This window comes from Krasilnikovia sp. MM14-A1259, assembly GCF_047159535.1.
GTDB lineage: Bacteria > Actinomycetota > Actinomycetes > Mycobacteriales > Micromonosporaceae > Actinoplanes.
In genome coordinates, this window is sequence record NZ_BAAGAJ010000004.1 from 86,173 (window position 1) to 108,969 (window position 22,797).

The window sequence follows — 22,797 nt, forward strand, 5'->3', positions numbered from 1 at the left end:
GGGCCGCCCGCGCAGGAAAAGGGGGAGGTCAGCGGCGCTGCCGCTGCGGGAACGGCACGACATTGGTGCCCGCGTCCGTGTCGTTGTCGGTGTCGAGCCGGGCGAGGATCTGCGGCAGCTCGTCGGGCTTGACCAGCACGTCGCGGGCCTTGGAACCCTCGGACGCGCCGACGATCCGGGCGTCCTGCATCAGGTCCATCAGCCGACCGGCTTTCGCGAAGCCGATGCGCAGCTTGCGCTGCAGCATCGACGTGGAGCCGAACTGGCTGGTCACGACCAGTTCGACGGCCTGCAGGAACACGTCGTGGTCGGCGCCGGCGTCGACGGTGCTCACCGGTTCCGGCGCCTCGGGCGCGGCCGGGGCGGGGGCTGCTGTCTGGTTGTCGGCCGGGGCCGCGGCAGGGGTGGTGGTGCCGGTGGCGGGCTGCTGGCGGCGCCAGTGCTCGACCACCGCGGCGATCTCGGCGTCGGAGACCCAGGCGCCCTGCAGCCGGACCGGGGTGGACGCGCCGACCGGGGTGAACAGGCCGTCGCCGCGGCCGAGGAGCTTCTCCGCGCCGGGGGTGTCGAGGATGACCCGCGAGTCGGCCAGCGACGCGACGGCGAACGCCAGCCGGACGGGCAGGTTGGCCTTGATCAGGCCGGTGACCACGTCCACGCTCGGGCGTTGGGTGGCCAGGACCAGGTGGATGCCGGCGGCCCGGGCCAGCTGCAGGATCCGCACGATGAGGTCCTCGACGGTGGGTTCACCGTCGTCGTCGCCGGCGGCTTTGGCGGCCTTGGCGGCGGCTTTGGAGACCATCATCAGGTCGGCGAGCTCGTCGACGACCGCGAGCAGGTACGGCAGCGTCTCGGTGCCGGCTTTGCGGGCCTGGTGGTTGAAGTCGTCGATGTTGCGCACCTCGGCCGCCTCGAGCCGGTCGTAGCGGCGCTCCATCTCGGCGACCAGCCACTGCAGGGCGTCGACGGCCTTGGCGGGGTTGGTGACGATCGGCATGACCAGGTGCGGCAGGCCCTTGTAGGCGGCCAGCTCGACGCGTTTCGGGTCGATCAGCAGCAGCCGTACCTCGTCCGGCGTGGCCCGGGTCAGGACGCTGACCAGCAGCGCATTGAGCTCTGCCGACTTCCCGGAGCCGGTGGCGCCGGCGATGAGCAGGTGCGGCATCTGGGCCAACACCACGGCGATCGCGCGGCCGTCGACGTCCTTGCCCAGGCCGACGAGCAGCCGGTGGCTGGTGCGGTTGGACCAGGCGGCGTAGGCGGCGATGACGTCGCCGAGGGTGACGGTGTCCGGGTCGCTGTTGGGGACCTCCACCCCGACCGCGCTCTTGCCCGGGATCGGCGAGAGTATCCGCACGTTCGGGGTGCCCAGCGCCAGCGCGAAGTTCTTCTGCAGGCCCACGACCTTCTCGACCTTGACACCGGCGCCGATGGCGATCTCGTAACGGGTCACGGCCGGCCCGCGCCGGTAGCCACCCACGCTGGCGTTGACTTTGAACTCCTCGAGGACGCCCTGCAGCTTGGCCTTGACCTGGTCGCTGGCGGCGCTGCGTGCCTTCGGCGGGTCACCGGCGCCGAGCAGACTCACCGGCGGCAGCCGCCAGTTGCCGACCACGACCGGCGCGGCTGCGCCGGGCATGGCGGACGTGCCGGCTGGGCGCGGTGGCCGCGGGCCGGGCGCGGCAGCTGGACCGGTGGACACGCCCGGTGCGGTCGCCGCGGTGGGAGCGGCCGGCGCGGCGGGGGAGACCGGGGTCGCGGCCGGGGTGGCCGGCAGCGGGAACGGCTCATCCTCGTCGAGGCCGTCGAGCAGCGCGTCGGTGGCCGTTACCGTGACGCGGCGCCGGGGGCGGGGGATGGCGAACCCGGTGACGGTGATCAGCCCGGCGGTGCCGGCGAGGACCAGGACCGGCAGCATCACCCAGGCGGTGACCAGCGACGCCGGCGCGGTGCCGGTGATCCGGCCCAGCAGCCCACCCGCGCCGGCGGCCAGCTCGGCGACGCCGGCGATGGCGGCGCCGGCCAGGGCGGTTCCGCCGGTCTGCCGGATCAGGGCCGGGCTGGCCAGGCCGTCGGGCAGCCGCAGCACCTGCACGGCCAGCCAGATCAGGGCGGCCGGGGCGGCGTAGGCGAGGATCCCGCCGATGCCGGTCGCGAGGGCGGCGATCGCGGCGAGCGCCGTGCCGGGGGCACCGGCCGGGTGGGTGAACATCGCCCCGGCCAGCAGCAGCCCGGCCAGCAGCAGCACGGTACCGAGGCTGTCGTGTGGCTGGCCGGCGCCCCGATCGGCGCCGTCGGCCAGGGGCGTGACGCCGCGGACGGCGCGGCCGGTGCCGGTGCTCATGCCCTGCCAGGCGGCGCGGGCGATCGGGCCGAACGCGGCGGGTTCGGGTTTCGATTCCTGCGGCTTGCGGCGGCGTGCCATCGGGCGGTCTCCGTTTCTGGGCAGCACGAGGTCCGGGCAGCGGGTCGAGCTGTGGCTTTGGGGGCGAGGGCTGGCGGTCGCGGCGACGGCCGGCCGGGGAAGAGCCAGCCGTCACCGCGGCGGTCAGCGCCCGGCGCTGACGACCGTGGGCAGGGTGTAGGCGCCGTTGTTCTCAGCGGGCCGCACGATGGCCCCCCGCTCGGCGAGCGTCTTGAGCAGCGCGTACAGCTGGGAGCTGCCGACCGGGCAGTCCGGGCGGTCGAGCAGCGCCTTGGCCGAGGCGGGCCCGGCCTGCAGACAGGCGATGACCCACTCGGTGCTGTTGGACGGTGCGGCGGGGGCCTCGGTCTTGCCGCGGCCCACCCCGAACTTCACCGCCCACTTGTTGACCAGCCCGCCGGGGGCTGCCGCCGCGGCGGTGGCGGGAGCGGTCCGGGTGGCGGCCGCGGCGGACCCGATGATGATCGGGCTGGCCGGGTCGACCGGGCCGACCTGCCAGACCACCTCGACGCGCGGGGCCGCGGCGGCCGCGGCGGTCTCGTCCAGCTTCGGAACCCGGCCGATCATGCCGACCTTGAAGGTGTTGCGCAGGTAGCCCATGCCGGCGGTCGGCCGGCCCTGCTCGTCCTCCGGCTTGATGTTGTACGGATCGCCCACGAAGTCGTCGGGCAGGATCGTGGAGCCGCTGCCCCGGTTGGACACCCGCAGGATCAGGCAGTTACCGCCGACCAGGGCGTCCCGCAGCCGCATCGACCCGCCCAGCGACGCCATCTGCGGCAGCTGGGTGGCCAGGATGAGGGACATGCCGAGCTTGCGGACAGTCTCGCCGCACTCCTGTAGCAGCTCCACGATCTTGCTGCCGCGAATCGCGATGAGCTGGCACTCGTCGATGACCAGGGCCATCCGCTTGAGGCCCAGCTTCTTGACCCGGGGGTCGTTTTCGTCGAACACCTCGACGCCGGCGTCGGCGAGCAACCGCGAGCGGCGCATGGCCTCGGCGTGGAAGCGGCGCACCACCAGGTTCACCGCGTCCGGACCGGCGTGGTACTCGGTCTTGTCCCGCCAGGCCGGCAGCGACTGGCCGTGCTGGCTGTCGCCGACCACGACCATCCATCCGGCGTGCAGCAGGTTGGCGATCAGCACGCCCAGCGCCCGGCTCTTGCCGGAGCCGGTGGTGCCGACGACCAGGCCGTTCTTGGCGCCGAAGCCGGGCGGGTTGAACGTCCACATCCCGGGCGACCCGTCAACGTAGGTGATGATCTCGCAGCGGCCGTCGCGGTAGGTCGGGCCGGTCCAGGCCACGCCGTTGGTCACGTACGACGTGTGGGTCAGCGAGCACCGCACCCGTGACGCCTTGACCGTGGGCGCGAAGCCGACGCTGCTGGCGTCGAGGTCGAGGCAGACCTCCACCTCCGAGCCCTTCTTGACGATCGCGTCCGCGGTCACGCCGCGGCCGGGGATCAGCTGCAGCAGCAGCTCGGTGACCCCGGCGCGGGGCTCGACGGCCCGGATGACGCGGGTGTCGGCGCACACGCCCACGCCGGCGACCTCGGCGTCCCAGCGGCCGGCCCAGTGCTCGGTGAGCGGGTCGACCCTCGGCGCCATCGGGTGCGGTCCGACGTCCGGCTCCGCCGGCGCCGCGGTGGCGTGCCGCAGGTGGTGCCACCACGGCCAGCCCAGCACCATCGAGGACAGCAGCGGCAGGAACACCGTCACGAACGGGTGCGTGGCCAGCGCGTGCGGGCCTGCGGCGACAGTGCCGAGGGCGAAGCCGCCGAGCACCCCGGCGATCGCGGCCCGCCAGCCACGGACCGTCCAGCTGCGGGCCGGCCACACCAGCGCGGTGATCAGGATGGCCAGCGCGGCCACGCCCACCGTGCCGGCCGGGATTCCGAGCGGGCCGGACAGCCACACCAGGGCGAGCTCGGCGGCGACCCAGTACAGCGGCAGCGCCCGCCGCCAGGTCCGGCGGACCAGCCAGCGCAGGGCCAGGACGATGCAGGCGGCCGCGGCCACGAACAACATGCCCGCTTGCCGGGCCCGCCGGGCCCGGATCTCGGCGACCGTGCGGCCCTTGTGGGTGTTCGACATGACGTCCTCCTGCAACCGGATGGGCCAGGGCGAAAAGCGAGAAAAAAGACGCTGGGTGAGGGGCCCGGGCGGTGCCCCTCACCCAGCCGGTTCAGTTGCCGACCAGGACGGTGCTGTCGGCGAGGTTGCCGACCTCGGTGACGGTGTCGGCGACGACGCCGTCGCGCTTGTTGAAGTCGGCCAGGGCCGTCTCCAGGTGCTCCTTGGCCTGCTGCAGCTGGGCGACGGCGACCTGCGCCGCCTCGGACGCCTCGGTGATCTCCTCGACGGTCGTTGCAGCCATCTGCCGGTTGGCGTAGTCCTCGGCGGCCGCGGCCAGGCCCTTGGCCAGCTCGTCCAGCTCGTTGGCGTGGTTGTCGGCGTCCGCGATCGCGTCAGCGAAAGCCGCGCGGATCTCGTCAGCGCCCATGGCCTCGAAGTTCACAGTGGTGTTCCCTTTCCTGTTGTGCTGGCCGGTGCCGGCCGGAGTGCCGGCACCGGAGTCTTGGGTGGCGTCGACCAGCGCCATCAGGTCGCTGTCGTCGGCCGGCGGCGTCGTACCGCCGGCCTGGGCCGCACTTCCGGCCGGCTGCGGCGCGGACGCGGGGGTGCCGCCCGGTGCGGGAGTCGCCTTGGCGCCACCGGGGATCACCCGAAGCTGCGGACGTTCTCCCGCGCTCGCACCGGCCTGCGGCACGATCCGACCGCACCCGTCGCACTGGCCCTCGCGGATCACGCCCCGCGGGCACTGCCCGCACGCCAGGACGGTGGCCATGTCGACCACGTCGGGGTCCGGCGCTGCCTGACCCGCGCCCTGCGGCTGCTCGGTGGGTTCGTCCGGGGTGGGGTCCGGGTGGTACTGCTCGGGGTGTTCGGTGCGGGTGTGCTCCCGGCCGGCGGCGAGCGCGTTGGCCTCGATCCGGAACCGGCGCGAGCACCAGCCGCAGATGTCGCAGTCGGCGACGAAGCCGTCCTCGTCGTGATCGACAAAGACACCGTCGGTAGCCTGCGCGCCCGCACGGCGGGCCTGCGCGCGGCGCTTACGTGAGCGGGCGGTGGCGGTGGCGTCCTCGACCACCCCGGCCAGGTAGTCGCCGACCGCGGTCTTGGTCCTGCCCCAGTTGCCGCTCGGTGGTGGGGCCGGCTGCCCCGCCGCGGCCGCGGCGCGTTCGGCGGCCTGGTGCGCGGCCCGTTCCCGCTGCCGAGGCGACTGCTTGCCGCGCACGACGCCGTAGGCGGCGTCCTCCAGGATGTAGACGGCGCCCTTCGCGACCGCCAGCCAGACCAGGATGGTGAAGAGGGTGACGGGGTCCATCAGGACACGCTCCTGATCACGCTGCCGAGCGAGGTGACCACGATCGGCAGGAGCACCGCGCAAACCAGCGCGGCGTGCGCCAGGCCGCCCTTGCCGCCGCCCTTGCCGCCGCCGCCCTTACCGCCCCCGCCTTTGCCGCCCTTGCCGCGCAGGTGGACGACCACGATCACGGCCAGGACGAACCCGACCACGCTCGGCAGTGCCACCTCGACCGCGTGGGTGCTCTGCCCGATCGACTGCGAGATTGGCCCGGACACGGCGCCGACGCCCTGGGCGAACCAGTGGGTGATCCAGTGGGTGACGACCCCGGCGAGCATCGCGCCGACCACCAGGCCGACCAGAACGCGCAGCCGGGGTGTGAACTTGAAGAACAGCGACAGCGCGATGAACGCGATGCCGAGCAGCACGGTCAGTGCACCGGACATGAGAAGTGCCTCCTTCCAAATCAGAGGGTGAGAGAGCCGATCAGGACGCCGAGGACCAGCAGCGCCGCGGCGGTCCGGGCCGGGTGCTGCAGGAACCAGGAGGCCCCGTGCAGCACCACGCGGGGGATCAGCACGAGCAGCGACCAGCAGGCCATCGCCACCTGCCGCGGGTCCTCGCTGCCGCGCGCCGCCCGGACCTGGCCGGCCAGCGCGCTCAGCGGCTCCGGCGTGCCCGTCCAGATCGCACGGACGCTGTCCCAATCCCCCGGAATGTCGCTGAGGGTGATTCCGGGGCCGGACTGGCGGCCGGAATCGGCGCCGACCTCTTGTGCTGTTTCATCCCGATGCCAGTCCGGTGGGGGAGGGGTCTCTCGCGCCGCTGACCTGCGATCGGCGAGGTCCACGACGTGCGCCTCCGGCCGGACTGGAAAAACCGGCGACGGTGACTGTGGGTAGTTTTCTGCAGGGAGTGCGCTCACCGCCCGGCCTGCCCTTCCGTGTGTTGGTTGTCGCCCCCCGAGACGAGGGCCCGAATGATGTGGCCGCGATCGAGAGGGGAAAGCCGGCCCGGCATGGGCTGCCACACCACCGGGCCGGCCCCCGGTCATCCGGTCGCGGCGTCGACGTCGTCGACCGCGCGCAACGGCGGCCGCCACCCGGCGACCAGCTCCGCGACCTGGCTCGACCGCTCCCGTGCTCCGTTGCGCTTCATCACGTGTTGGTAGATCGCGTGCGCCGACGGATCGGCCGTCAGTCGCCCGTCCGTGATTGCGGCGCGCGTGGCGTCCAGAACCTTCCGGATGTGCGCCGGAAGAGCCGTCCGGTCGACCGGCAGCGGAGCACGTTTTCGCCGCCCGATCGCGGTGTGCGCCGTCCGCTCGGAAGCTGGCGCGGAAGGAAATCCGGAAGGATTTCCGGAAGGGCGCAGACCGAGATCGGCGACCCGCGGAGCGCCGTCCCAGGGCCGCGCTGCGGTGGTGTAGTCGATCACCACGCCGATCAGCCAGGCGGTGCCCGCGGCACCGAACGCGCCGAACGAGTGGGCGAGCGCCTGGGCCAGCGAGACGGTCCAGCCGCCCGCGTTGGGCTCCCAACCGCCGAACAGGTTCAGCGCGACCGAGCCGCCCAGCGCGACGACCTCCGCCCGCCGGGCCCGCCCGTCGGTGTCGCCGCCGGACATCCGCAGGATCGGGCGCAGCACGATCAGTCCGGCCACGATGGCGATCACCAGCGGCTCCAGGGCCCAGCCGGCCCACCACAACGCCGATGCCTGCTCCAGGTGCAGCAGCCTGACCAGCCCGGCGTGCACGCCCGCGGTCGACCAGGCTCCGAAACCGATCAGCCCGAGCAGGGCGATCCACAGCGAGACCCGCTGCACCTTGGCGATCCGCAGCGCCCGCATCTCCCCGGTCCGGGCCAGTTCGGCCGCGATCCGGGCCCGCTCGCCGGCGCTGGCCGTGTGCCGGTACAGCGCCGCCAGCTTCTCCGCCTCAATCGCGTCGCGGCCCCGCTCCTGGCGGCCGCGGTGTACCGCGGCGACCTGCTCGTCCACGCCGTCGAGCGCCATCTGGTGCTCAGCCGCGGAAATGCGCCGGGCCAGCTCGTCATCGCGGCCGACCTCGACAACCGCCCGGGCCGCTTCGAGCCGCTCGTACAGCACATCCGCGGACTTGGCCGTGACCACCGGCCGCCGGCGCCACCACGCACGCCGGACCTGTACCCGGTCCACACCATCGGGGTCCGAGCTGTCACCGTCGGCGTCCAGCTCGACCAGCTTGGTCTCCACGACCGGCTCCAGCTCCGCCGTCGGCGGCTGCAGCTCGCAGCCCGGCACCGCCTCATAGGGGGCCAGCACCGTCCCTGTGCCCAGGTCGTCCGGCACCAGCAGCCCGCCGTCACGTCGTACGAACTGCGGCGCGGCAGGCCACGCCACCAGCTCGGCCTCGAAATCGATGCTCATCGCGCAACCCCCGCTGACACCTGGCCGGGCTGCAGCCCGCCGTCGAACCGCTCGTCGGCGACTCGCGGCGCCGTCGGCGCCGCGGTCTGCGCCAGCGCGGCCCGACGGGCTACCGAACTCCGGAACCGTTCGTCAGCCAGCCGCTGACCGAACCGGAAGATCTCCCGGGCGAGCTCGTCGCCCGCGCAACGCGGGTGGCACGCCAGATCCGTGTTGTCACGCATGTGCGTCGGCGTTTTGCACACCCGGCAAGGCAGCGAATGCTCCGCGTCGTAGTGGACCGGGTCGCGCCACTGAACTGTCACGTTGACCTGCAGCTCAATGCTCACCGGACCACGTCCCCGTCAGCCACGCGCTCGCCGAGCACGCGCACCACCCGGTTGTGCCGGTAGCGCAGCCAGTCGCGGAACCGGCCGGCGAACGCGCCGAGCACGACCGCAACAGCGGCTGCGCCGACCAGAGCGGCCAGCCACCACAGCAGACGCTTGTCGAACTCGTTCATGACGGAGACCAGCCCGGCGGCGGCCAACGCGCAACCGGCCACCACAGCCAGCACGAACGCCACGGCCACCGGCGACACCCGCCGGCGCAACGTCGGCTCGATCGCGGCCACCACAGCGGTGTCGGGCAGCCAACGCCCGCCCAACCCTCGGAAGTCCCAGGCTGCGCCGCACATCGGGCAGGCCCAACCGTCCAGACGCGGCCGCAGGGCCGTGCCGTCGATCGGGCACCGCGTCCCGGCCGGCATGTCGAGCCCCACATCCGGCGGCGTCAGGTAGATCTCACGCCAAGCCGGCGCACCGGCCGGGGGAACGGCGAACGTGGTCATCGCGTCACCGTCCGCAGGGACCGGGCGGCCGTGGCCATGTCGCGCAGCCGCGGGTTCGGCCGCCGCGAGTGCACCGTGGCCAGCTCGCCCGGCAAGCCGTACTCGACGACCTGGTTGCCGCCGCGAGCCTTGGCTCGGTACGTCGCGATGTCAGCCGAGCGCCGCACCCGCGGCAGCTCGGCACCCGGCAGCACCGACACCACACCGACGCTCGCCGTCACCGTGACCTCGTCACCCGACGCCAGCCCCATCGCCTCACGGACCGCGATCAACCCGTTCAGAGCCCGCAGCCAGGTGAGCAACGGCAGGTACGGGCCGTTGTCGGTTAAGACCACGAACTCGTCACCACCCAGCCGGCCGACCACATCGCCCGGCTGGTCGAACGCCATGAACAGCCGGTGCGACGCCTTGACGAGCACCTCGTCGCCGACGTCATGTCCGAAGTTGTCGTTCACCTGCTTGAAGTCGTCGAGATCGAACATGATCATCGACCATGCGCGGCGGCTGTCGGCCCGCTCCTCCAGCGCGGCGTCCACACCGGCGCGGCCCAGTAGGCCGGTCAACCGGTCATGCGTTGCGTCATATCGCGCCACGCGGAGCTCGGCACGCGTCCGCCGCAGCAGAACCGCAGCCGAGGCGGCCGTGATGGCGGAGCCGACCATCGCGGCGGTCAGGATTTCGGGGATCATGCGGTCACCCCCCGTGTCGCAGGGGTGATGGCAGCAGTCCTGGTGGCTGTTCCAGCGAGGACCGAGTTTGCCGAGGCGGAACCTGCCTTCACGCCGGTCACGTCATCGCGGGCGGCGCTGGGCCGGAGCGCTTCGGTGATCTGGCCGATCCGCTCGGCGGTCAGCTCGTACAAGGTGCCTATGCGGGTCAGGCTCCAACCAGCGGTGGTGCGCAACTCTGTGATGTGGTGATTGCGCTGCTGCAAGAGCGTGCGCAGTTTGGTGCGGTGATGCTTGGCTTCTGCGGCGAGTCGGCGGCCTTCACGGCGGTGGTGCTCGATGGCGGCAATCAGAGTCCGCGGATTGGAGTTGCTGGCTGGGACCGGCGGGGATACCCGCCCCCGGGGTCCGGCGTCGCCGGTCCGGTTCTCAACTGCGAGCATGGACATGGGGTCGTTACTTCCTTTCCGAGGGCAGGACGACCTTGTTTGAAGGCGAGGCCCGGTGTGACCGCACCGGGCCTCGCTGTTTCTTGCCTCCAGATCAACTAGATGGTTTGATTCGTCTGTACGAATCAAACGATGGACCTTCGGTACTGCGGAGTCAAGCTTTTGCGTTAGATTCGTATAGACGAAATGACGGAAGGGGTGACGGGTGGGAACCACGCCGCGCTACCGCGAGATTGCCGACGAGCTGCGGGACGCAATCCTCGGCGAACAGGAGCTGCTCGGCACCAGGCTGAGCGAGGGAGCGCGCCTCCCCACTGAGCCCGAGCTCGGCGGCCACTTCGAGTGCTCACGAGGCACCGTTCGCCAAGCGCTCCAGTCGCTGACCGTTGAGGGGCTGATCGAGACCCGCGGCCGCAACGGCACCTTCGTGCGTCGCCTCCGCGTGTTGGAGCACAGTGCTCACACCGAACATCCGGACCGTAAGGGAACGGCCGACTCCTGGCACTCGGAAGTAACCCGGTCCGGCCGGACACCCAGCCACGACTTCAGCTTCCGGATCATCCCTGCAGTTCCGGCTGTGGCGAATCGCCTGCAAGTCCAGGTCGATGACCTGGTCGTGGTTCGCGACCTGCTCCGTTACGTCGACGGCGTGCCGTGGTCATGCCAGGTGAGCTTCTACCCGTACGAGGTGGCCTCGGCGGCCGGCCTGGACACGCCCCACGACATCAAGGAGGGCACTGTCCGGCGGCTGGCCGCCCACGGATTCCGGGAGATCGGCTGGGCCGATGAGGTCTCCTGTCGGCCGGCGACCGTGGAGGAGGCGCGGACCTTCGGCATCAGCCAGGACGCCAGCATGATCGTTTACCAGCGTGTGGGGTGGACAGACCAGCGGCCGGTGCGACTGACGAAAGAGCTGCTCCCCGCGGACCGCAATGTCGTCCTGTACGAGTCCGGCGACCTCACCGCCAAATACGCCCTGAACCTCAGCGAGACACGGTGAGGATCATGCAGGCGGCCCCCACCCCCGAGAGCCTCGCCACCGTCATCGCGCTCAGGCGCGACACAACCGCATGGCTGCAAGCCCATGGTCAAGACCAGTGGTCGCAGGACTTCCCCGACACCGACACCATGATCGACGGGTTTCGGCGAGATCTGCAGGACGGCTCCACCTGGTTCGCCCGGGCCGAGCGCACGGGCGACGTCCTCGCGGCCATCACGATCAACCGGGGAACCCACCGCGGCCTATGGAGCCCGGAGGAGGAAGCGAGCGCACTGTTCGTACACCGGCTGACCATCAACCGGGCCGCCGCGGGCCGCGGCATCGGCGCGCAGCTGCTCGACTTCGCGGGTGCACAAGCCGAGACGGACGGCCTGCCATGGGTCCGCCTCGATGCTTGGACCACCAACCGGGAGCTCCACCGGTACTACCTGAACCGGGGCTTCCGCCTCGTCAGGATCGTGCCGAACCACTTCACCCCGTCCGCCGCCTGCTTCGAGCGCCCAGCCGCCTACCGCGGCGCGACGGGTGCTACGTGACGTTTTGCATTGAATTCTCAAAGAACCGTGCCGTCCTTTGAGGAAACGATCAGGATGACCAAGATCGGCAGATGCGTGCCCGGGTGCGAGGTTGTGCCGGGTTGTGCACTGCGTACCGAACCCACCACAGACAGACGCGGGCCACTAGCGTGACGGACACCATGTCGACCATGGGAGTTCGCTGAGCTGCGGCCCGTCGGGAGGGAGGTTGACCGTGGGCAGTCGTACGACCAGCAACACGTACCTCGCGGCGTTGATTGGCGAGGCGGGCTTGTCCAATGCGGCACTGGCCCGGCACGTCAACCAACTCGGTGCGCAGCCCAGGCACGGCGAACTACACCTGCGGTACGACTCCAGCTCCGTGAACCGCTGGCTTCGGGGAGCAATACCCGATGCGCCGACCCCGGCACTGATCGCCGAGGTGCTGACCCGCCGCCTCAACCGGCGGGTCACCGCCGCTGAGGTGTTCGGGGCCGGGGACGCCTTCCTGGAGTTCCCGACCAGCGCGTCCGCCGCAGCCGACTCGGCTACCGCCCTGTGGAGGCAGACCGTGCACCGCCGTGACTTCCTGACCTACTCCTTCATGGCCGGCGCTGGCCTCGAAGCGGGCTGGCGATGGGCCTTCGCCCCAACGACCGCGCAGGTCACCGCCACCGGCAGCAGTCGGGTGGGGATGGCGGACGTTGAGCGGCTGCTGGCGGCCAGGCAGGACTTCGCCGACCTCGACCGCCGGCACGGCGCGGACACGCGCGGGCCTGGTTGACCGACTACCTCGATCGCGAGGTGGCGCCGCTCCTGCACGGCTCCTACCGCGACAGCGTCGGCCGCGCACTGTTCGCCGCCGCTGCGGTGCTCACCGAGACGGTCAGCTACATGGCCTTCGATGACGGAGACCACGGCCTCTCGCAGCGCTTCAGCATCCAGGCCCTTGCCCTGGCCAAGCAGGCGGGCGACGCCGCGTTCGGCTCCTACGTGATGAGCAACATGGCCGCCCAACTGGTCTACCTCGGCGAAGGGCCGAAGGCGGCACAGGTAGCCCGGGCTGGATGGATGTCCTCGCAGAACGCGCCGGCAGCGCTGCTGGCCCGGCTGCACACCACCGAGGCTCGTGGCCACGCCCTTGCTGGGGAGACCGGCGAGGTGCGCGCTGCCCTCGACCGCGCGGCGCAGGCTCTCGATCGCGCCGCCACCCAGCAAGCGCCCGAGTGGTTGGGCGCGTCGAGCCCGGCGCACCACGCCGGGTCCACCATGCACTGCTTGTACGACCTCGGCCGGTTCGCCGAGGCCGCTCGTTACGGCTCCGCCGCGCTCGACCTGCCCACCGACAACGTCCGCGCCCGCGCGCTGCACCAGATCCTGCTGGCCCGAGTCCAGGCCAGTCTCGGCGACGTCGAGCACTCCTGCGATACAGCCCGGACGGCACTGCACGCAGCCGCCCGGATTCGCTCCCGTCGGCTGCGCGAGCGAATCCGTGAATACCACGGCGGCCTAGCGGCTCACCGAACCGCGCCGGTCGTGCAGGCGTGGCAGGACGAAGCGAGAGAGCTGTTGGCGGCGGCCGCGTGAACGATCGACGTGGGCGTCTACCGTCGGCCCGACACGGAGCTGACGGGGTCGACTCGGACGCCGTTGTGCAGATACACCACTCCTCCGAGGGCCCTGGCCTCGAGCGCGGCCTCGATCCGATCGGCGGTGTTGGCCGTCAGGTGCTCGCGCAGCTCGCCGGCCTGGAAGAACGTGAACGCATCCAGTTCGTCGGACTGCAGCGTGATCGCGGACGCGTCGTCGAGTACGCCGCCGTCGAAGACGTAGCCGAACCACGCCCGCCGCTGTGCGTTCGGAGGAACCCAGTCAACGACGAGCAGCCGGCCTACCTCCCGCTGGATGCCGAGCTCCTCAGCGACTTCTCGGGCGCAGCACTCGTGCGGCGGCTCGTCGGCCTCCAGAATTCCGCCGGGCACGTTCCACCACGGCCGGTAGTTCGGTTTCACGGCGAGCACTGCCCCACCTGGGTCGGTGATGAGCATGCAGGCGGACGCCAGGAAGCTCGGCAAACTCGCGTACCACTGCGCAGGTTCCAACCGCTCGCCCATGCTCGTCACCGTACGCGGCTGATGCCGGTTCGGCGCCAATCGCACCGTGCCGCGGGCACAGCATGGGTTACGGCGAACAACCGTCCTCGTGAGACCCTCTGCCGACACGCCGATAAACAGTTAATGAGATATGAGCCGTGTCTGCCATGATGATCCGCATGAACGGATCGCCACGGAAGCGGGGACCGAAGCCCGGGACGAGATATGGCGGCTACACGCCGACGTACGACCCGACGTCGGGCAAGCCGTACTTCACGGGGGCGAAGTTCGACAATCCGGATGAGGCGATGAAGCTGCTCCGGGCAGCCGAGGCGGCCGGCATCAGCGTGGCTGAGGTCATTCGCCGGGCTATCCGGTTCCTGCCCATCGACGACCAGGGCTGCCCGCTGTGGCCGAGCCCGGAGTCGACGGCAAACGAGCAGCTCCGATTCGAGCTGAGTCCCGGTCAGCAGAACGCTGCTTAGGAAGTGACGTGATGGTTCGGTAACGAGAAACGCCCCGGCTCAGAGCCGGGGCGTTGCCCAGATAACTACATACCGTTCGTGACCGGTGTTCAACCGAGACCCCCTACAGGCTGCCAACCCAAGGGTCTTTGGTTGTGCCCCGGCTTGCACACCGGAGGCTTGCCATCAGGCTAGCACTTGCCCGGTGGGCGGGCCGAGTGCTGCCTTCAAATCGCCTCTCGTGGCGCTCTGCAGGTGCACGGCCCGCGTGCTTGGGCACGCTTTCGCGGTTGGTTGAGACCGCCCCTTTCTCGACTCAGGTTTCCGAGCGTCGCTGGGCGCGACGTGCGGTTTTCCCTGTCTTCCCGCTCTGCGGGCGCCCCTGTGGGCCTTGCCGTGGTTCGGCCTGGTTTGCCTGTCCTGGCTATGGCCGAATTTCGTCCAGTCGGGCGATCGCCCGCGTGTCGCGGGCTGGCGCGGTCTGGTGCGCACTGAGTTCGCTGCCCCTGCAGAGGAGCCCGAGCTTGCCCGGCTGGCGCCGAGTCCGGGCGCGGCTCTCCTGCACCGGCTCTGACCTGCAGGTTGTACTCCAGGCGACCCCAAATGCGCTTGGTGAGTATGTGGGGGAAGAAATCTTGGCGGCCGGGCGCGATGCGCGCGTGGCTGCTGAGTGGTCGGTGTCGTGTCCGCGGCTGCCAGTGGTGGCGCGGTGGGGCGGTCGGTCGTGACCGCCGCGGTGTCGACGTCTTCGTTCAAGCCCACCGCTGGCGGGCGGCTGGCCACTGTGCGGACGGTGCCGGCAGCGCTGCAGGGCATCGGCTGGTGCGTGCCGTGCTACGCGGCGGGCCTGCAGGTGCCGGCGGTGGATCCGGTGGCGGGCTCGGCCTGCCGTACGCATGTGCGGCTGCTGGCGCCGCGGCCGGTGCTGCCCGGGCAGCTGTCGATGCTGGACGTCGACCCGGTGCCGCCGTCGCTGCGGGCGCTGTACGACACGGGGCAGCAGGAGCCGTGCGGTCCGTGCGCGGCCGCGGGCCTGGACCGGCGTGGTGTGTCGCGCGACGGGCCGGGTTCGCCTGCGCTGTGCCTGTCCTGCTGGGGGCGCCGGCAGCGTAGCGCGCCGCGGCGCGGCTCGCTGACGCCGGAGGAAGCCGGCTGGGTGGCGGAGCTGGCCGAGCAGCTGGCCTGTGAGGCGTGCCGGCCGCAGCCGCCCACCACACCGGACCTGCCGCCGTCTGCGGTGCAGGAGCGCCGGCGTTGGCGGCGACTGCAGCAGGCTCGGGGCCGGGACCGGTCGCGGCGGCCGGCGCCGCCGCGGCGTACGGGATGTTGGCAGTGCGCGGACGCGGCCTGGATCGCGTCGGCCCGGGCGGTCCACGACGACGACCAGGCGCAGGCCGGCGCGGAGGCGGCGCGCGTCAACGAGCTGCGTGTGGTGCACCGGGCCGCGATGCGGCGCGTGGCGCGGGCGCTGAAGCGGCTGGGTTACGTGCAGCGCTGGCGGGACCGGGTCGGCGGGGTGGTCGAGGCGATGCCGCGGCTGACGAAGACCGGTCCGCGGGGCCGGCTGCAGATGCGGCAGGGTCCGGGTGGGCAGGCGCGTGCGGTGTGGCTGGTCGCCGACTTCCTGGCCCGGATGGCCGACGAGCGGGCTACCCGTGGGCTGAGCAGCCGGGGCCGGCCGCCGCAGCACCCGCTGGTGGTGGCGGTGATGGCGATCGCCGCCGACCCCGCGGCCGGGCAGCGGTCGATGGCCGGGCTCGGCCCGACGGCGCTGTTCGCCGGCGTGGTGACCAAGACGGTAACCACGTCCTGGGCGTACAGCGTGCAGGTCGGCGCGACGGTGCGCGACGAGGTGGGCCGTACATGCGGCCTGGCCGAGCGCGAGGAGACCGGCCTGCGGCGCCGGCGCAGCGTGTACCACTTCGCCCCGCTGGAGGAGTCGCCGTTCGACCTGACGCCGTTCCTGCCGAAGGCGGCGACCATCGTGGCCCGGCTGCTGCAGCGCGCGGTGGAGCTCGTCGACGAGCGCCAGGCCGTGCTCGCCGAGGCGCAGCGGGCGGCGACGGCCGCGGAGGCGGCGGTGCTCGAGGCGGAGGCGGTCGTGGCGGAACGGACCGCCGAGGATCTGCAACTGCAGGCGCAGGTGAGCGATGACTTCGCCGACGACGCCTACAAGGCGGCCAAGGCCGCGCGGGCCGTACGAGAGCGGGCGACCCGGCTGGTCAGGGCTGCGTACACGGTGAGGTCCGCCCAGGACAGCGACCGGATGGCGGCGCTGCGGGCGGGGCTGGCCAGCGTGGAGACCGCGTTCGAGGTCGCTTCACGCATGACGAATTTTTACGACCCTCCCCGAACGGGGTCTAGGAGGCGATCTTCTTCCGGTTTCAGGGGTTTGACCTTTTCTTCTCGGCCAACGTCACCCATAGCCGGTACCCAGCGGCCTGACGGCCGGGGTGAAGGGCACAACGGCGGCGCTTCGCGCCCAGCACCGACCAAGGGAGCGGCTCAGCCCACAGGGTCTAGCCGTCCTAGGACGGCCAACCGGTTGTCCGCCACATCACCGGGCAGTCTACGCCGCTCAGAGGTCATGTCATGGGCGAAACCCCTGGCCCGGGCCTTGTCCGGACGGTGGGAGTTCCTGCAGCGGTTCATCAGCGATGCCGCCGCCGGCGGTCGTGACGAGCGCCAGGCCGCCCGGGCGCGTGGCCTGGCGCTGCGGCAGATCGCGGCCACCCTCGGCGCCCGGCTCGGCCCGGGCTGGACCGCCGCCGACGTGGTCCGCCTGGTCGAGCGGCACGGGCTCACCGGCCGCTATGCCGAGGTCCGCACGGTGATCGCCGCCGGCGACGCCCACTCCCCGCTGAGCTACCTCGCCCGGACCTTGGACCGCGCGCTGACCAGCCCGGACGCGGTCGTGCCCCACCACTCCCCGGTCCGCAAGGGCTACGAACGTCAGGTCCTGGCCGCCGAGCTGGCGGCCGCGGCCGCCAGCACCGCGGCGCTGCGCGCCGAGCGAGACCAGCGCGACGCCGCGGCGGCCGCCGACCGCACCGGCGACCAGCCCGGGCGGCACGCCGCCCGGGCGGCCGCCGCTGCAGCCGCGGCCGCCGGCAGCCGCACCGCGTCCCGCCCGAACCGCCGCCACGGCGGCCCCGTCGACGCCGAGCGCATGGCCCAGGCCCGGGCCGAACTCGCGGCGCGGGCGCCGGTCGAGGTGGACGAGTGCGAGTGGCCGGCCACGCGCCAGCCCGGCGACGGCCTCTCCCCGCTGACCTGGAGAGATAGAGCCGCTAAGCCTGGATCAGAGATCCACTGAGACGCCGCGCAGATTCAGCGACGCCCCCTCGCAACAGGGCAAATCTGACCCGCTCAGATGGCCTACAAGCCAAGGTTTGACGTCAGGCGCTTGGGGATTGTATCCGCCACTCAAATCTACTGGCTCTGAGAGCCATACAGGCCGAATTCTCGAAGACAATAGCCATGTCGACCAACCTAAAGCTAGTTTCCGGAAACAGAAAGATAGTAACTGTTCCCGGAAACTAGATTCTATGGTATCATGTTCGTATGACGACGGAGAGCGTGGAGCCAGTGCCCGGCAGAAGCGGCAGCGACGTGCTCATGGCGGAGGTGACCTGCGAATACTGCGGCGACACGTTCACCGAGCCGCGCACGGCGAATCGGCGGAGCAAATACTGCAAGCGGACCTGGCCGGAGGCGCCGCGAACCTGTCAGGGCCGGGCTAAGGCCCGCCGGCTGGCGCTGCGGGCCGCCGGCCTGGAACAGCCCATGGAGGTCATGCAGGAGGACTCCGCTCAGATCGAGCCCGCGATCGAGGCCCTGGCTGGCCTGCTGACCGGCTACCTCTCGCGCCGCGATGTCGAGCGCGCCGCCCTGGAGCGGGCCGCGGCCGCTGAGGAGGAGATGCGGCAGGCGATCGCCCGCGCCGAGGCCGAGACCGACGCCCGAGACAAGGCGCAGAAGAGCGGCCGTGACGCCGTGGCCGCCCACAAGCAGGCTGACGAGGCCCGGCGCGTCGCCGAGCGGATGGCCCGCGATGCGGAGAAGGAAGCCGCCGACCGGATCCGCGCCGCCGAGCGTGAGCGCGACCAGCACGACCAGGAGCGGGAGAAGGCTGAGCGCGAGGCCCGCGCGCAGACCCTCGCGGCCACCCACGCGATCGAGGAACGCCAGGCCGCCGTGAAGGAGACCCGCGCAACGGTCGCCCGCAACCGCGACCTCGACAAACAGCTCGCGCTGCAGGGCAAGGAACTGACCACGGTCGCCGCCGATCGCGACGCCGCCCGCAAGCTGGTCGAGCGTCAGGCCGCCGAGGCCGTTCAGCTACGCGAGCAGCTGACCGCCGAGCAGCGCACGGTCGCCGGCCTGTCCGAGCAGCTCACCGCAGTGCGCGCCCAGCTGCAGACCGCCGAGACCGGCCGGGAAACCCTGCGGGAGCAGGCCGCTGGCCTGCGTACCGACCTGGCCAAGGCCGGAGAGCGCGCGGCCGCGGCCGCCGCCGATCGCGACGCCGCTCGCAAGCAGGTCGAGCACCAGGCCGGCGAGGTCACCCAGCTGCGTGAGCAACTCGCCGAGCTGCGCGCCGCGGTGCGCGCCGTCACCGCCGACCGTGACAGCACGACCGTCGACCGCGACGCTCTCCGCGAGCAGGCCGCTGGCCTGCGTACCGACCTGGCCAAGGCCGGAGAGCGCGCGGCCGCGGCCGCCGCCGATCGCGACGCCGCTCGCAAGCAGGTCGAGCACCAGGCCGGCGAGGTCACCCAGCTGCGTGAGCAACTCGCCGAGCAGCGCGCCGAGACCACCGCCCAACGCGAACGCGCGGAACGTGCCGAGGCCGGACGCCGGCGCGCCTGAGGGCACCCGGTCAGTCGAGAGGCGAGGGGGCGAGGGCCAGCGGGGACCAGTCCCCCCACGCCTACTTCGCGACCTCGCCCTTCTTGGGCTTCGGCAGATATCCGTCGAGCGCCGCCGTCACCAGCTCCGAACGCGACACTGCCTTGACCCCAAGCCGTCCACGAACGATCTTCTTGCTCGTGTCGTCCACCAGAGCGTCGATGATCTTTAGCTCCCCGACCGTCGGACGGATTCGGATCACGCCTCCGCCGGGCACTGACGGCCCACCCCGCGGTGTTGCCCGATGGGGAAACAGATCGTTCGGATCGGCGTGTGGGCGTCGACGTGCGACCAGGTCGGCCAGTTCGTGCTGGTGTTTGCGGAGAGCGTCCAACACCAGGCCGGTGAAGGTCACGCCCTTGCGGTCCGTGGCGCGGCGGAACCGGGCCATCACGGTCCCATCGGCGATGTTGAACTGCACCACCACCGGCAGCAACGCGGCAGGGTCATCGTCGGCCGGCACAGGTCGCGGCTCGGACGGCGCCAGCACCTCGGCCGGCTCGTCCACCTGCACGTTCACGGAGGTCAGAGGCTCCTCGGCAGTTGTGTCAGTCGTTGTGACAACGGTTGTGTCATGACCTAAGACAGGTCCTGTGTCGCGGTCGGCTCCGAGGGACACCTCGATAGCCGCAGGAGCAGACGTCGCCGCTGCGGCGGTCGTGCCGCGGCTGGCCTCTGCTGTGGAGACGGACTCAGCCGCCGGCGCTGCTGCCGACTTCGCCGCCGGCCCCGAGAGTGCCGGCCGAGGGTTACGCGGGTGCGGCATGTTCTGCTGCCGTCTCGACGCCGTCTCCCCGCCTCGTTGCGACGGGTCGTCCGGCTCCTCCTCGGCGCCGGCCTTCTTGGCCTGCGCTGCGGCCTTCCTGGCGACGGCCGCGGCCTTGCGTGCCTCGCGGTTCGCTCGAGCAATGGCCCGGCCGTCCACCTGCTCCGACAGGCCGCCGCCCTCCGTCGCGTCAGGCAGCGGCGCGGACATAGCTCACCGCCGCTCCTGCGACCGCCTGCAGATCCTGGCGGAGCCGCTCAAACCTCGCCGTGGGCCTGTTCGCGGTAATCGCCATCCGTGACTTGCGGACCTTCACCCAGTGGCGCATGTCCGTAATCGGCGGGGCGACCGGCACGCCCGCCTCCTCCGTCACCCGGTCCAGCCAGTCGAGATACCGGTCCTCCTGGGCCGTTCCGGTGACCCGGTTCGGCACCAGCAGCAGCGGGTACGCCTTGAGCTCGTCGACCATCTGCTCGCCGGCGCTCATCTCCTGCTGACCGAGCTCCACCACACCCAGCACGACGTTCGAGGTTGCCATCGGAGCGAACGCCTCCGGCCCGCCGCCAGGATGAGTGTCGAAGACCACCGCTTTCTGATACTTCTCACCCAGCTCCTGCGCCAGCTTGACGAGGATGTCGGTGAACTTCTTCGCCGGCGGGACCACGTACTTCAGGTCCGGGGTACACGGCACCAAGTCGGGACGCCACAGCTGCCCGCTCAGTGGCTTCGGGATCCTTCCCTTCTCCACCAGGTCGACCAACGGCGCGTTGACGCGCAGGTCCGGGTCGTAGCCCCACTTGACCGTGGCGCCGCCCTTGTCCCAGTCGAGATCGACCAAGATGCCATCAATGAGGAACGCCAGCTCGTAGGCGATCAGCGTCTTGCCGATGCCGCCCTTGTACGAGGCGCTGGTGAAGACCTTGCCGGCCAGGTCGACCGGATTGAGTCCGACCGAGCGTAGCCATGCACCCTTGCTGTACGGCACGGGCGCGTCTATCCGGGCGAGCATGATCTTCCGGGCCCCCTTCACGGGCGTAGTCACTACTGTGTGCTGTCTCCGTACCACAAGCGCCCCTGCCTGTGCACATGACGCACTGCGCATTCAACCGCAGGGTCTGCCAGCAGTGATCACCGCCCGTGGGACGTCGGCTGTTACGCGACCTAAGACACGCGTTGTGACAAGCGTTGTGACGAGACACCAACCCCAGGTAGGAGACACGCGCTAGGACAACTGCGGCGACCTAGGTGCACACGCGACACATGACGCATTTGCATCCATCGGTTAACGCACCTGCTAAGCCACAGAGCCCACCCCCGCCCGTTGCGCGCGTGGGCCCCCCGCTGCCAGCGTCGCTCAACAGGGGGGAGAGGGGGGCTGTGACGCGCCCCCCAACCCCAGCGCCCCCCCCCGACGGGACTTCCCGCTGGGCCGCCGCGGGGTGAAGGGGGGATTGGGGGAGAGGGGGGTTCCGGCCGCCGCCTGAGAGGGGCCCGAAGACCCGGTAAAGCGCGGTCGGTTGAGGTGATCATCCGTCAGTGTTTTGCTGACAGGATGGCGACCCCTCCGCGCGTGACGGCCGAGCGGGCGGCGCAGGCCGTCCAAGCGATTCATGAGCGTCATCGCCGTGTGGACGATCCGCACCGTGGCGAGCTGGGCTCCGAGCCTGCCGAGGTGCTGTCCTACCTGCGCAAACACGGCTCCGGCCTCCCCGAGGGAGTGCGGGTCGACGACCTGTTCGACGCCGCGGTCCTGCATGTCTACCTGTGGTGGCAGGCCGCAGACCGGGAAAGGTGGCTGCTCAACGCGGCGGACCGGCTCGGCGTAGCGCACCGCGACTTCGGCGCCATGTTCGGAATGCGGTCGCGGCAAGGGTTCCGAGATCGCGCGGATCGCCTGCACGCCCTGCTGGCCGACGCCGGGTCCGGCCGGCCCGACGAGAAACTCGCCCGGGCCGACCGCGCCGCCGGCCGCGGCGAGGGCGACGCGGAGGCAGAGTGGCTGGCCGCGGCGCGCGACGACGTCCTGCAGCTGGCCGGCGACGTGGTCGCCTTCTACGACGTCGTGGACGACGAGACCGCTGACGAACTGTCCGAAGTCCGCCGCGACCTTCGAGAGGACCGGTACGGCAAGGACACGTTCGTGCTGCTGGGCTATGCCGTCGATGCCCTCGCCGAGTGTCGGGTGGACGGTATCGCCGAGCAGGCAAGGCCGCTGCAGCAGCGCCTGGCCAGCTTGCGCCAGCAGCGCACCGCCGCGCTCGAGCGCCCGTCCGGCTGACCTGCGGACGAGGGCCCGCGCCTCGCACAGAAGCCCCGACCTGTTCCGGCAGCTGCCCAGACGGAGGGGGGTCTCCATCAGCACCAGGCCCGCGTTGAACCAAGGCGTACGCCCTGGCCAGGGACTTCGCGAAGGCGGTCGCGTAACACGTGTTGTACCCGTACGCCGTGTCCTACGTGTTATACGCTTCCGCGATCATGATGACGTCATCGAGCCCCGGGGGAGTTGCGATGAGCGCGCCGGTCACAGACACGAACTCAGCCTTTCCCGAGATGAAGCGCAACACGCTGTACCACGGTGCCGACATGGAGAAGCGGTTCGACGACGTAGTCGACCGGGAGTGGCTGGACCGCAAGGCGAAGATCAAGAAGCACGAGCTGATCGACGCGTTGCTGCTGCTGGCGATCAGCAACCGTGACCAGCTGCCGGCGTACCTGGCGCAGCTGCGCGACGAGCGCCAGAAGGCGGCACAACTGGCCGCGTCATCGGACCCGGTCGAGGGAGGCGATGCCCGGTGAGCTGGGCGGACCTGACGACGTTCCTGTTCGACTACGCCGTGCCGCTGCTGGTCGCTGCCGGCCTGCTGGGCCTGATCCTGCTGCTGGCCATGACCCTGTGGGTCAAGCACA

The 22,797-nt window shown here is 71.2% G+C and carries 22 protein-coding genes; 9 read left to right on the forward strand and 13 right to left on the reverse strand.

Going from position 1 to position 22,797, the window contains the following annotated elements; translation table 11 throughout:
• Positions 1-28: 28 nt before the first annotated feature.
• From ACMCNK_RS36350 to ACMCNK_RS36395, 10 genes are all read right to left on the reverse strand, one after another.
• Positions 29-2,425, reverse strand: coding sequence for a DNA translocase FtsK (locus ACMCNK_RS36350; protein WP_412741248.1), 2,397 nt, complete (start codon positions 2,423-2,425; stop codon positions 29-31).
• Positions 2,426-2,548: 123 nt separating this feature from the next.
• On the reverse strand, positions 2,549-4,516 hold the full coding sequence (locus ACMCNK_RS36355) for an ATP-binding protein (RefSeq protein WP_412741249.1): 1,968 nt from the start codon (positions 4,514-4,516) through the stop codon (positions 2,549-2,551).
• A 91-nt stretch (positions 4,517-4,607) separates the two neighbouring features.
• Entirely contained in the window at positions 4,608-5,810 is a 1,203-nt protein-coding gene (locus tag ACMCNK_RS36360) for a hypothetical protein (protein WP_412741250.1), read from the reverse strand.
• Entirely contained in the window at positions 5,810-6,235 is a 426-nt protein-coding gene (locus ACMCNK_RS36365) for a hypothetical protein (protein WP_412741251.1), read from the reverse strand. Before ACMCNK_RS36365 ends, ACMCNK_RS36360 begins: the two co-directional genes overlap by 1 nt.
• Before the next feature lie 20 nt (positions 6,236-6,255).
• Complete coding sequence (locus ACMCNK_RS36370; protein WP_412741252.1) at positions 6,256-6,639, reverse strand: hypothetical protein; 384 nt, start codon at positions 6,637-6,639, stop codon at positions 6,256-6,258.
• Positions 6,640-6,839: 200 nt separating this feature from the next.
• Entirely contained in the window at positions 6,840-8,195 is a 1,356-nt protein-coding gene (locus ACMCNK_RS36375) for a hypothetical protein (protein ID WP_412741253.1), read from the reverse strand.
• Positions 8,192-8,524: a hypothetical protein gene (locus ACMCNK_RS36380; RefSeq protein WP_412741254.1), complete on the reverse strand. Its 333-nt coding sequence runs from the start codon at positions 8,522-8,524 to the stop codon at positions 8,192-8,194. Before ACMCNK_RS36380 ends, ACMCNK_RS36375 begins: the two co-directional genes overlap by 4 nt.
• On the reverse strand, positions 8,521-9,024 hold the full coding sequence (locus ACMCNK_RS36385; RefSeq protein WP_412741255.1) for a hypothetical protein: 504 nt from the start codon (positions 9,022-9,024) through the stop codon (positions 8,521-8,523). Before ACMCNK_RS36385 ends, ACMCNK_RS36380 begins: the two co-directional genes overlap by 4 nt.
• Entirely contained in the window at positions 9,021-9,713 is a 693-nt protein-coding gene (locus ACMCNK_RS36390) for a GGDEF domain-containing protein (protein ID WP_412741256.1), read from the reverse strand. The genes ACMCNK_RS36385 and ACMCNK_RS36390 overlap by 4 nt, the downstream gene beginning before the upstream one ends.
• Positions 9,710-10,141, reverse strand: coding sequence for a hypothetical protein (locus ACMCNK_RS36395; protein WP_412741257.1), 432 nt, complete (start codon positions 10,139-10,141; stop codon positions 9,710-9,712). The genes ACMCNK_RS36390 and ACMCNK_RS36395 overlap by 4 nt, the downstream gene beginning before the upstream one ends.
• A 205-nt stretch (positions 10,142-10,346) precedes the next feature.
• Here ACMCNK_RS36395 and ACMCNK_RS36400 point away from each other — a divergent pair, with 205 nt between their 5' ends.
• The 4 genes from ACMCNK_RS36400 (at position 10,347) to ACMCNK_RS36415 (ending at position 13,243) form a co-directional block, all read left to right on the forward strand.
• Positions 10,347-11,141 carry a GntR family transcriptional regulator gene (locus tag ACMCNK_RS36400; RefSeq protein WP_412741258.1) on the forward strand — a complete coding sequence of 265 codons (795 nt, stop codon included), beginning with the start codon at positions 10,347-10,349 and terminating at the stop codon, positions 11,139-11,141.
• Positions 11,142-11,146: 5 nt separating this feature from the next.
• Positions 11,147-11,677: a GNAT family N-acetyltransferase gene (locus ACMCNK_RS36405; protein WP_412741259.1), complete on the forward strand. Its 531-nt coding sequence runs from the start codon at positions 11,147-11,149 to the stop codon at positions 11,675-11,677.
• Positions 11,678-11,891: 214 nt separating this feature from the next.
• Positions 11,892-12,440 (forward strand): hypothetical protein, encoded by a 549-nt coding sequence (locus ACMCNK_RS36410; protein ID WP_412741260.1) that lies wholly within the window; start codon positions 11,892-11,894, stop codon positions 12,438-12,440.
• Positions 12,437-13,243, forward strand: coding sequence for a hypothetical protein (locus ACMCNK_RS36415; protein ID WP_412741261.1), 807 nt, complete (start codon positions 12,437-12,439; stop codon positions 13,241-13,243). Before ACMCNK_RS36410 ends, ACMCNK_RS36415 begins: the two co-directional genes overlap by 4 nt.
• A 17-nt stretch (positions 13,244-13,260) precedes the next feature.
• On the opposite strand, the gene ACMCNK_RS36420 is transcribed toward ACMCNK_RS36415, so the two are convergent.
• Positions 13,261-13,770: an NUDIX domain-containing protein gene (locus ACMCNK_RS36420; RefSeq protein ID WP_412741262.1), complete on the reverse strand. Its 510-nt coding sequence runs from the start codon at positions 13,768-13,770 to the stop codon at positions 13,261-13,263.
• 158 nt (positions 13,771-13,928) lie between these two features.
• On the opposite strand from ACMCNK_RS36420, the gene ACMCNK_RS36425 reads away from it, so the two are divergent.
• The 3 genes from ACMCNK_RS36425 (at position 13,929) to ACMCNK_RS36435 (ending at position 19,085) form a co-directional block, all read left to right on the forward strand.
• Positions 13,929-14,234 (forward strand): ribbon-helix-helix domain-containing protein, encoded by a 306-nt coding sequence (locus ACMCNK_RS36425; RefSeq protein WP_412741263.1) that lies wholly within the window; start codon positions 13,929-13,931, stop codon positions 14,232-14,234.
• Positions 14,235-14,922: 688 nt separating this feature from the next.
• Complete coding sequence (locus ACMCNK_RS36430) at positions 14,923-17,529, forward strand: hypothetical protein (RefSeq protein WP_412741264.1); 2,607 nt, start codon at positions 14,923-14,925, stop codon at positions 17,527-17,529.
• 248 nt (positions 17,530-17,777) lie between these two features.
• Positions 17,778-19,085 carry a hypothetical protein gene (locus ACMCNK_RS36435; RefSeq protein WP_412741265.1) on the forward strand — a complete coding sequence of 436 codons (1,308 nt, stop codon included), beginning with the start codon at positions 17,778-17,780 and terminating at the stop codon, positions 19,083-19,085.
• A gap of 61 nt (positions 19,086-19,146) precedes the next feature.
• Here ACMCNK_RS36435 and ACMCNK_RS36440 read toward each other — a convergent pair whose 3' ends face one another.
• Positions 19,147-19,644, reverse strand: a complete 498-nt coding sequence (locus ACMCNK_RS36440; RefSeq protein ID WP_412741266.1) for a hypothetical protein — start codon at positions 19,642-19,644, stop codon at positions 19,147-19,149.
• A gap of 436 nt (positions 19,645-20,080) precedes the next feature.
• Positions 20,081-20,932 carry a ParA family protein gene (locus ACMCNK_RS36445; RefSeq protein ID WP_412741267.1) on the reverse strand — a complete coding sequence of 284 codons (852 nt, stop codon included), beginning with the start codon at positions 20,930-20,932 and terminating at the stop codon, positions 20,081-20,083.
• Positions 20,933-21,517: 585 nt separating this feature from the next.
• On the opposite strand from ACMCNK_RS36445, the gene ACMCNK_RS36450 reads away from it, so the two are divergent.
• Together ACMCNK_RS36450 and ACMCNK_RS36455 are read left to right on the forward strand one after the other, a co-directional pair.
• Complete coding sequence (locus tag ACMCNK_RS36450) at positions 21,518-22,168, forward strand: hypothetical protein (protein ID WP_412741268.1); 651 nt, start codon at positions 21,518-21,520, stop codon at positions 22,166-22,168.
• 230 nt (positions 22,169-22,398) lie between these two features.
• Complete coding sequence (locus ACMCNK_RS36455) at positions 22,399-22,686, forward strand: hypothetical protein (RefSeq protein ID WP_412741269.1); 288 nt, start codon at positions 22,399-22,401, stop codon at positions 22,684-22,686.
• The last annotated feature ends 111 nt before the right edge of the window (positions 22,687-22,797 follow it).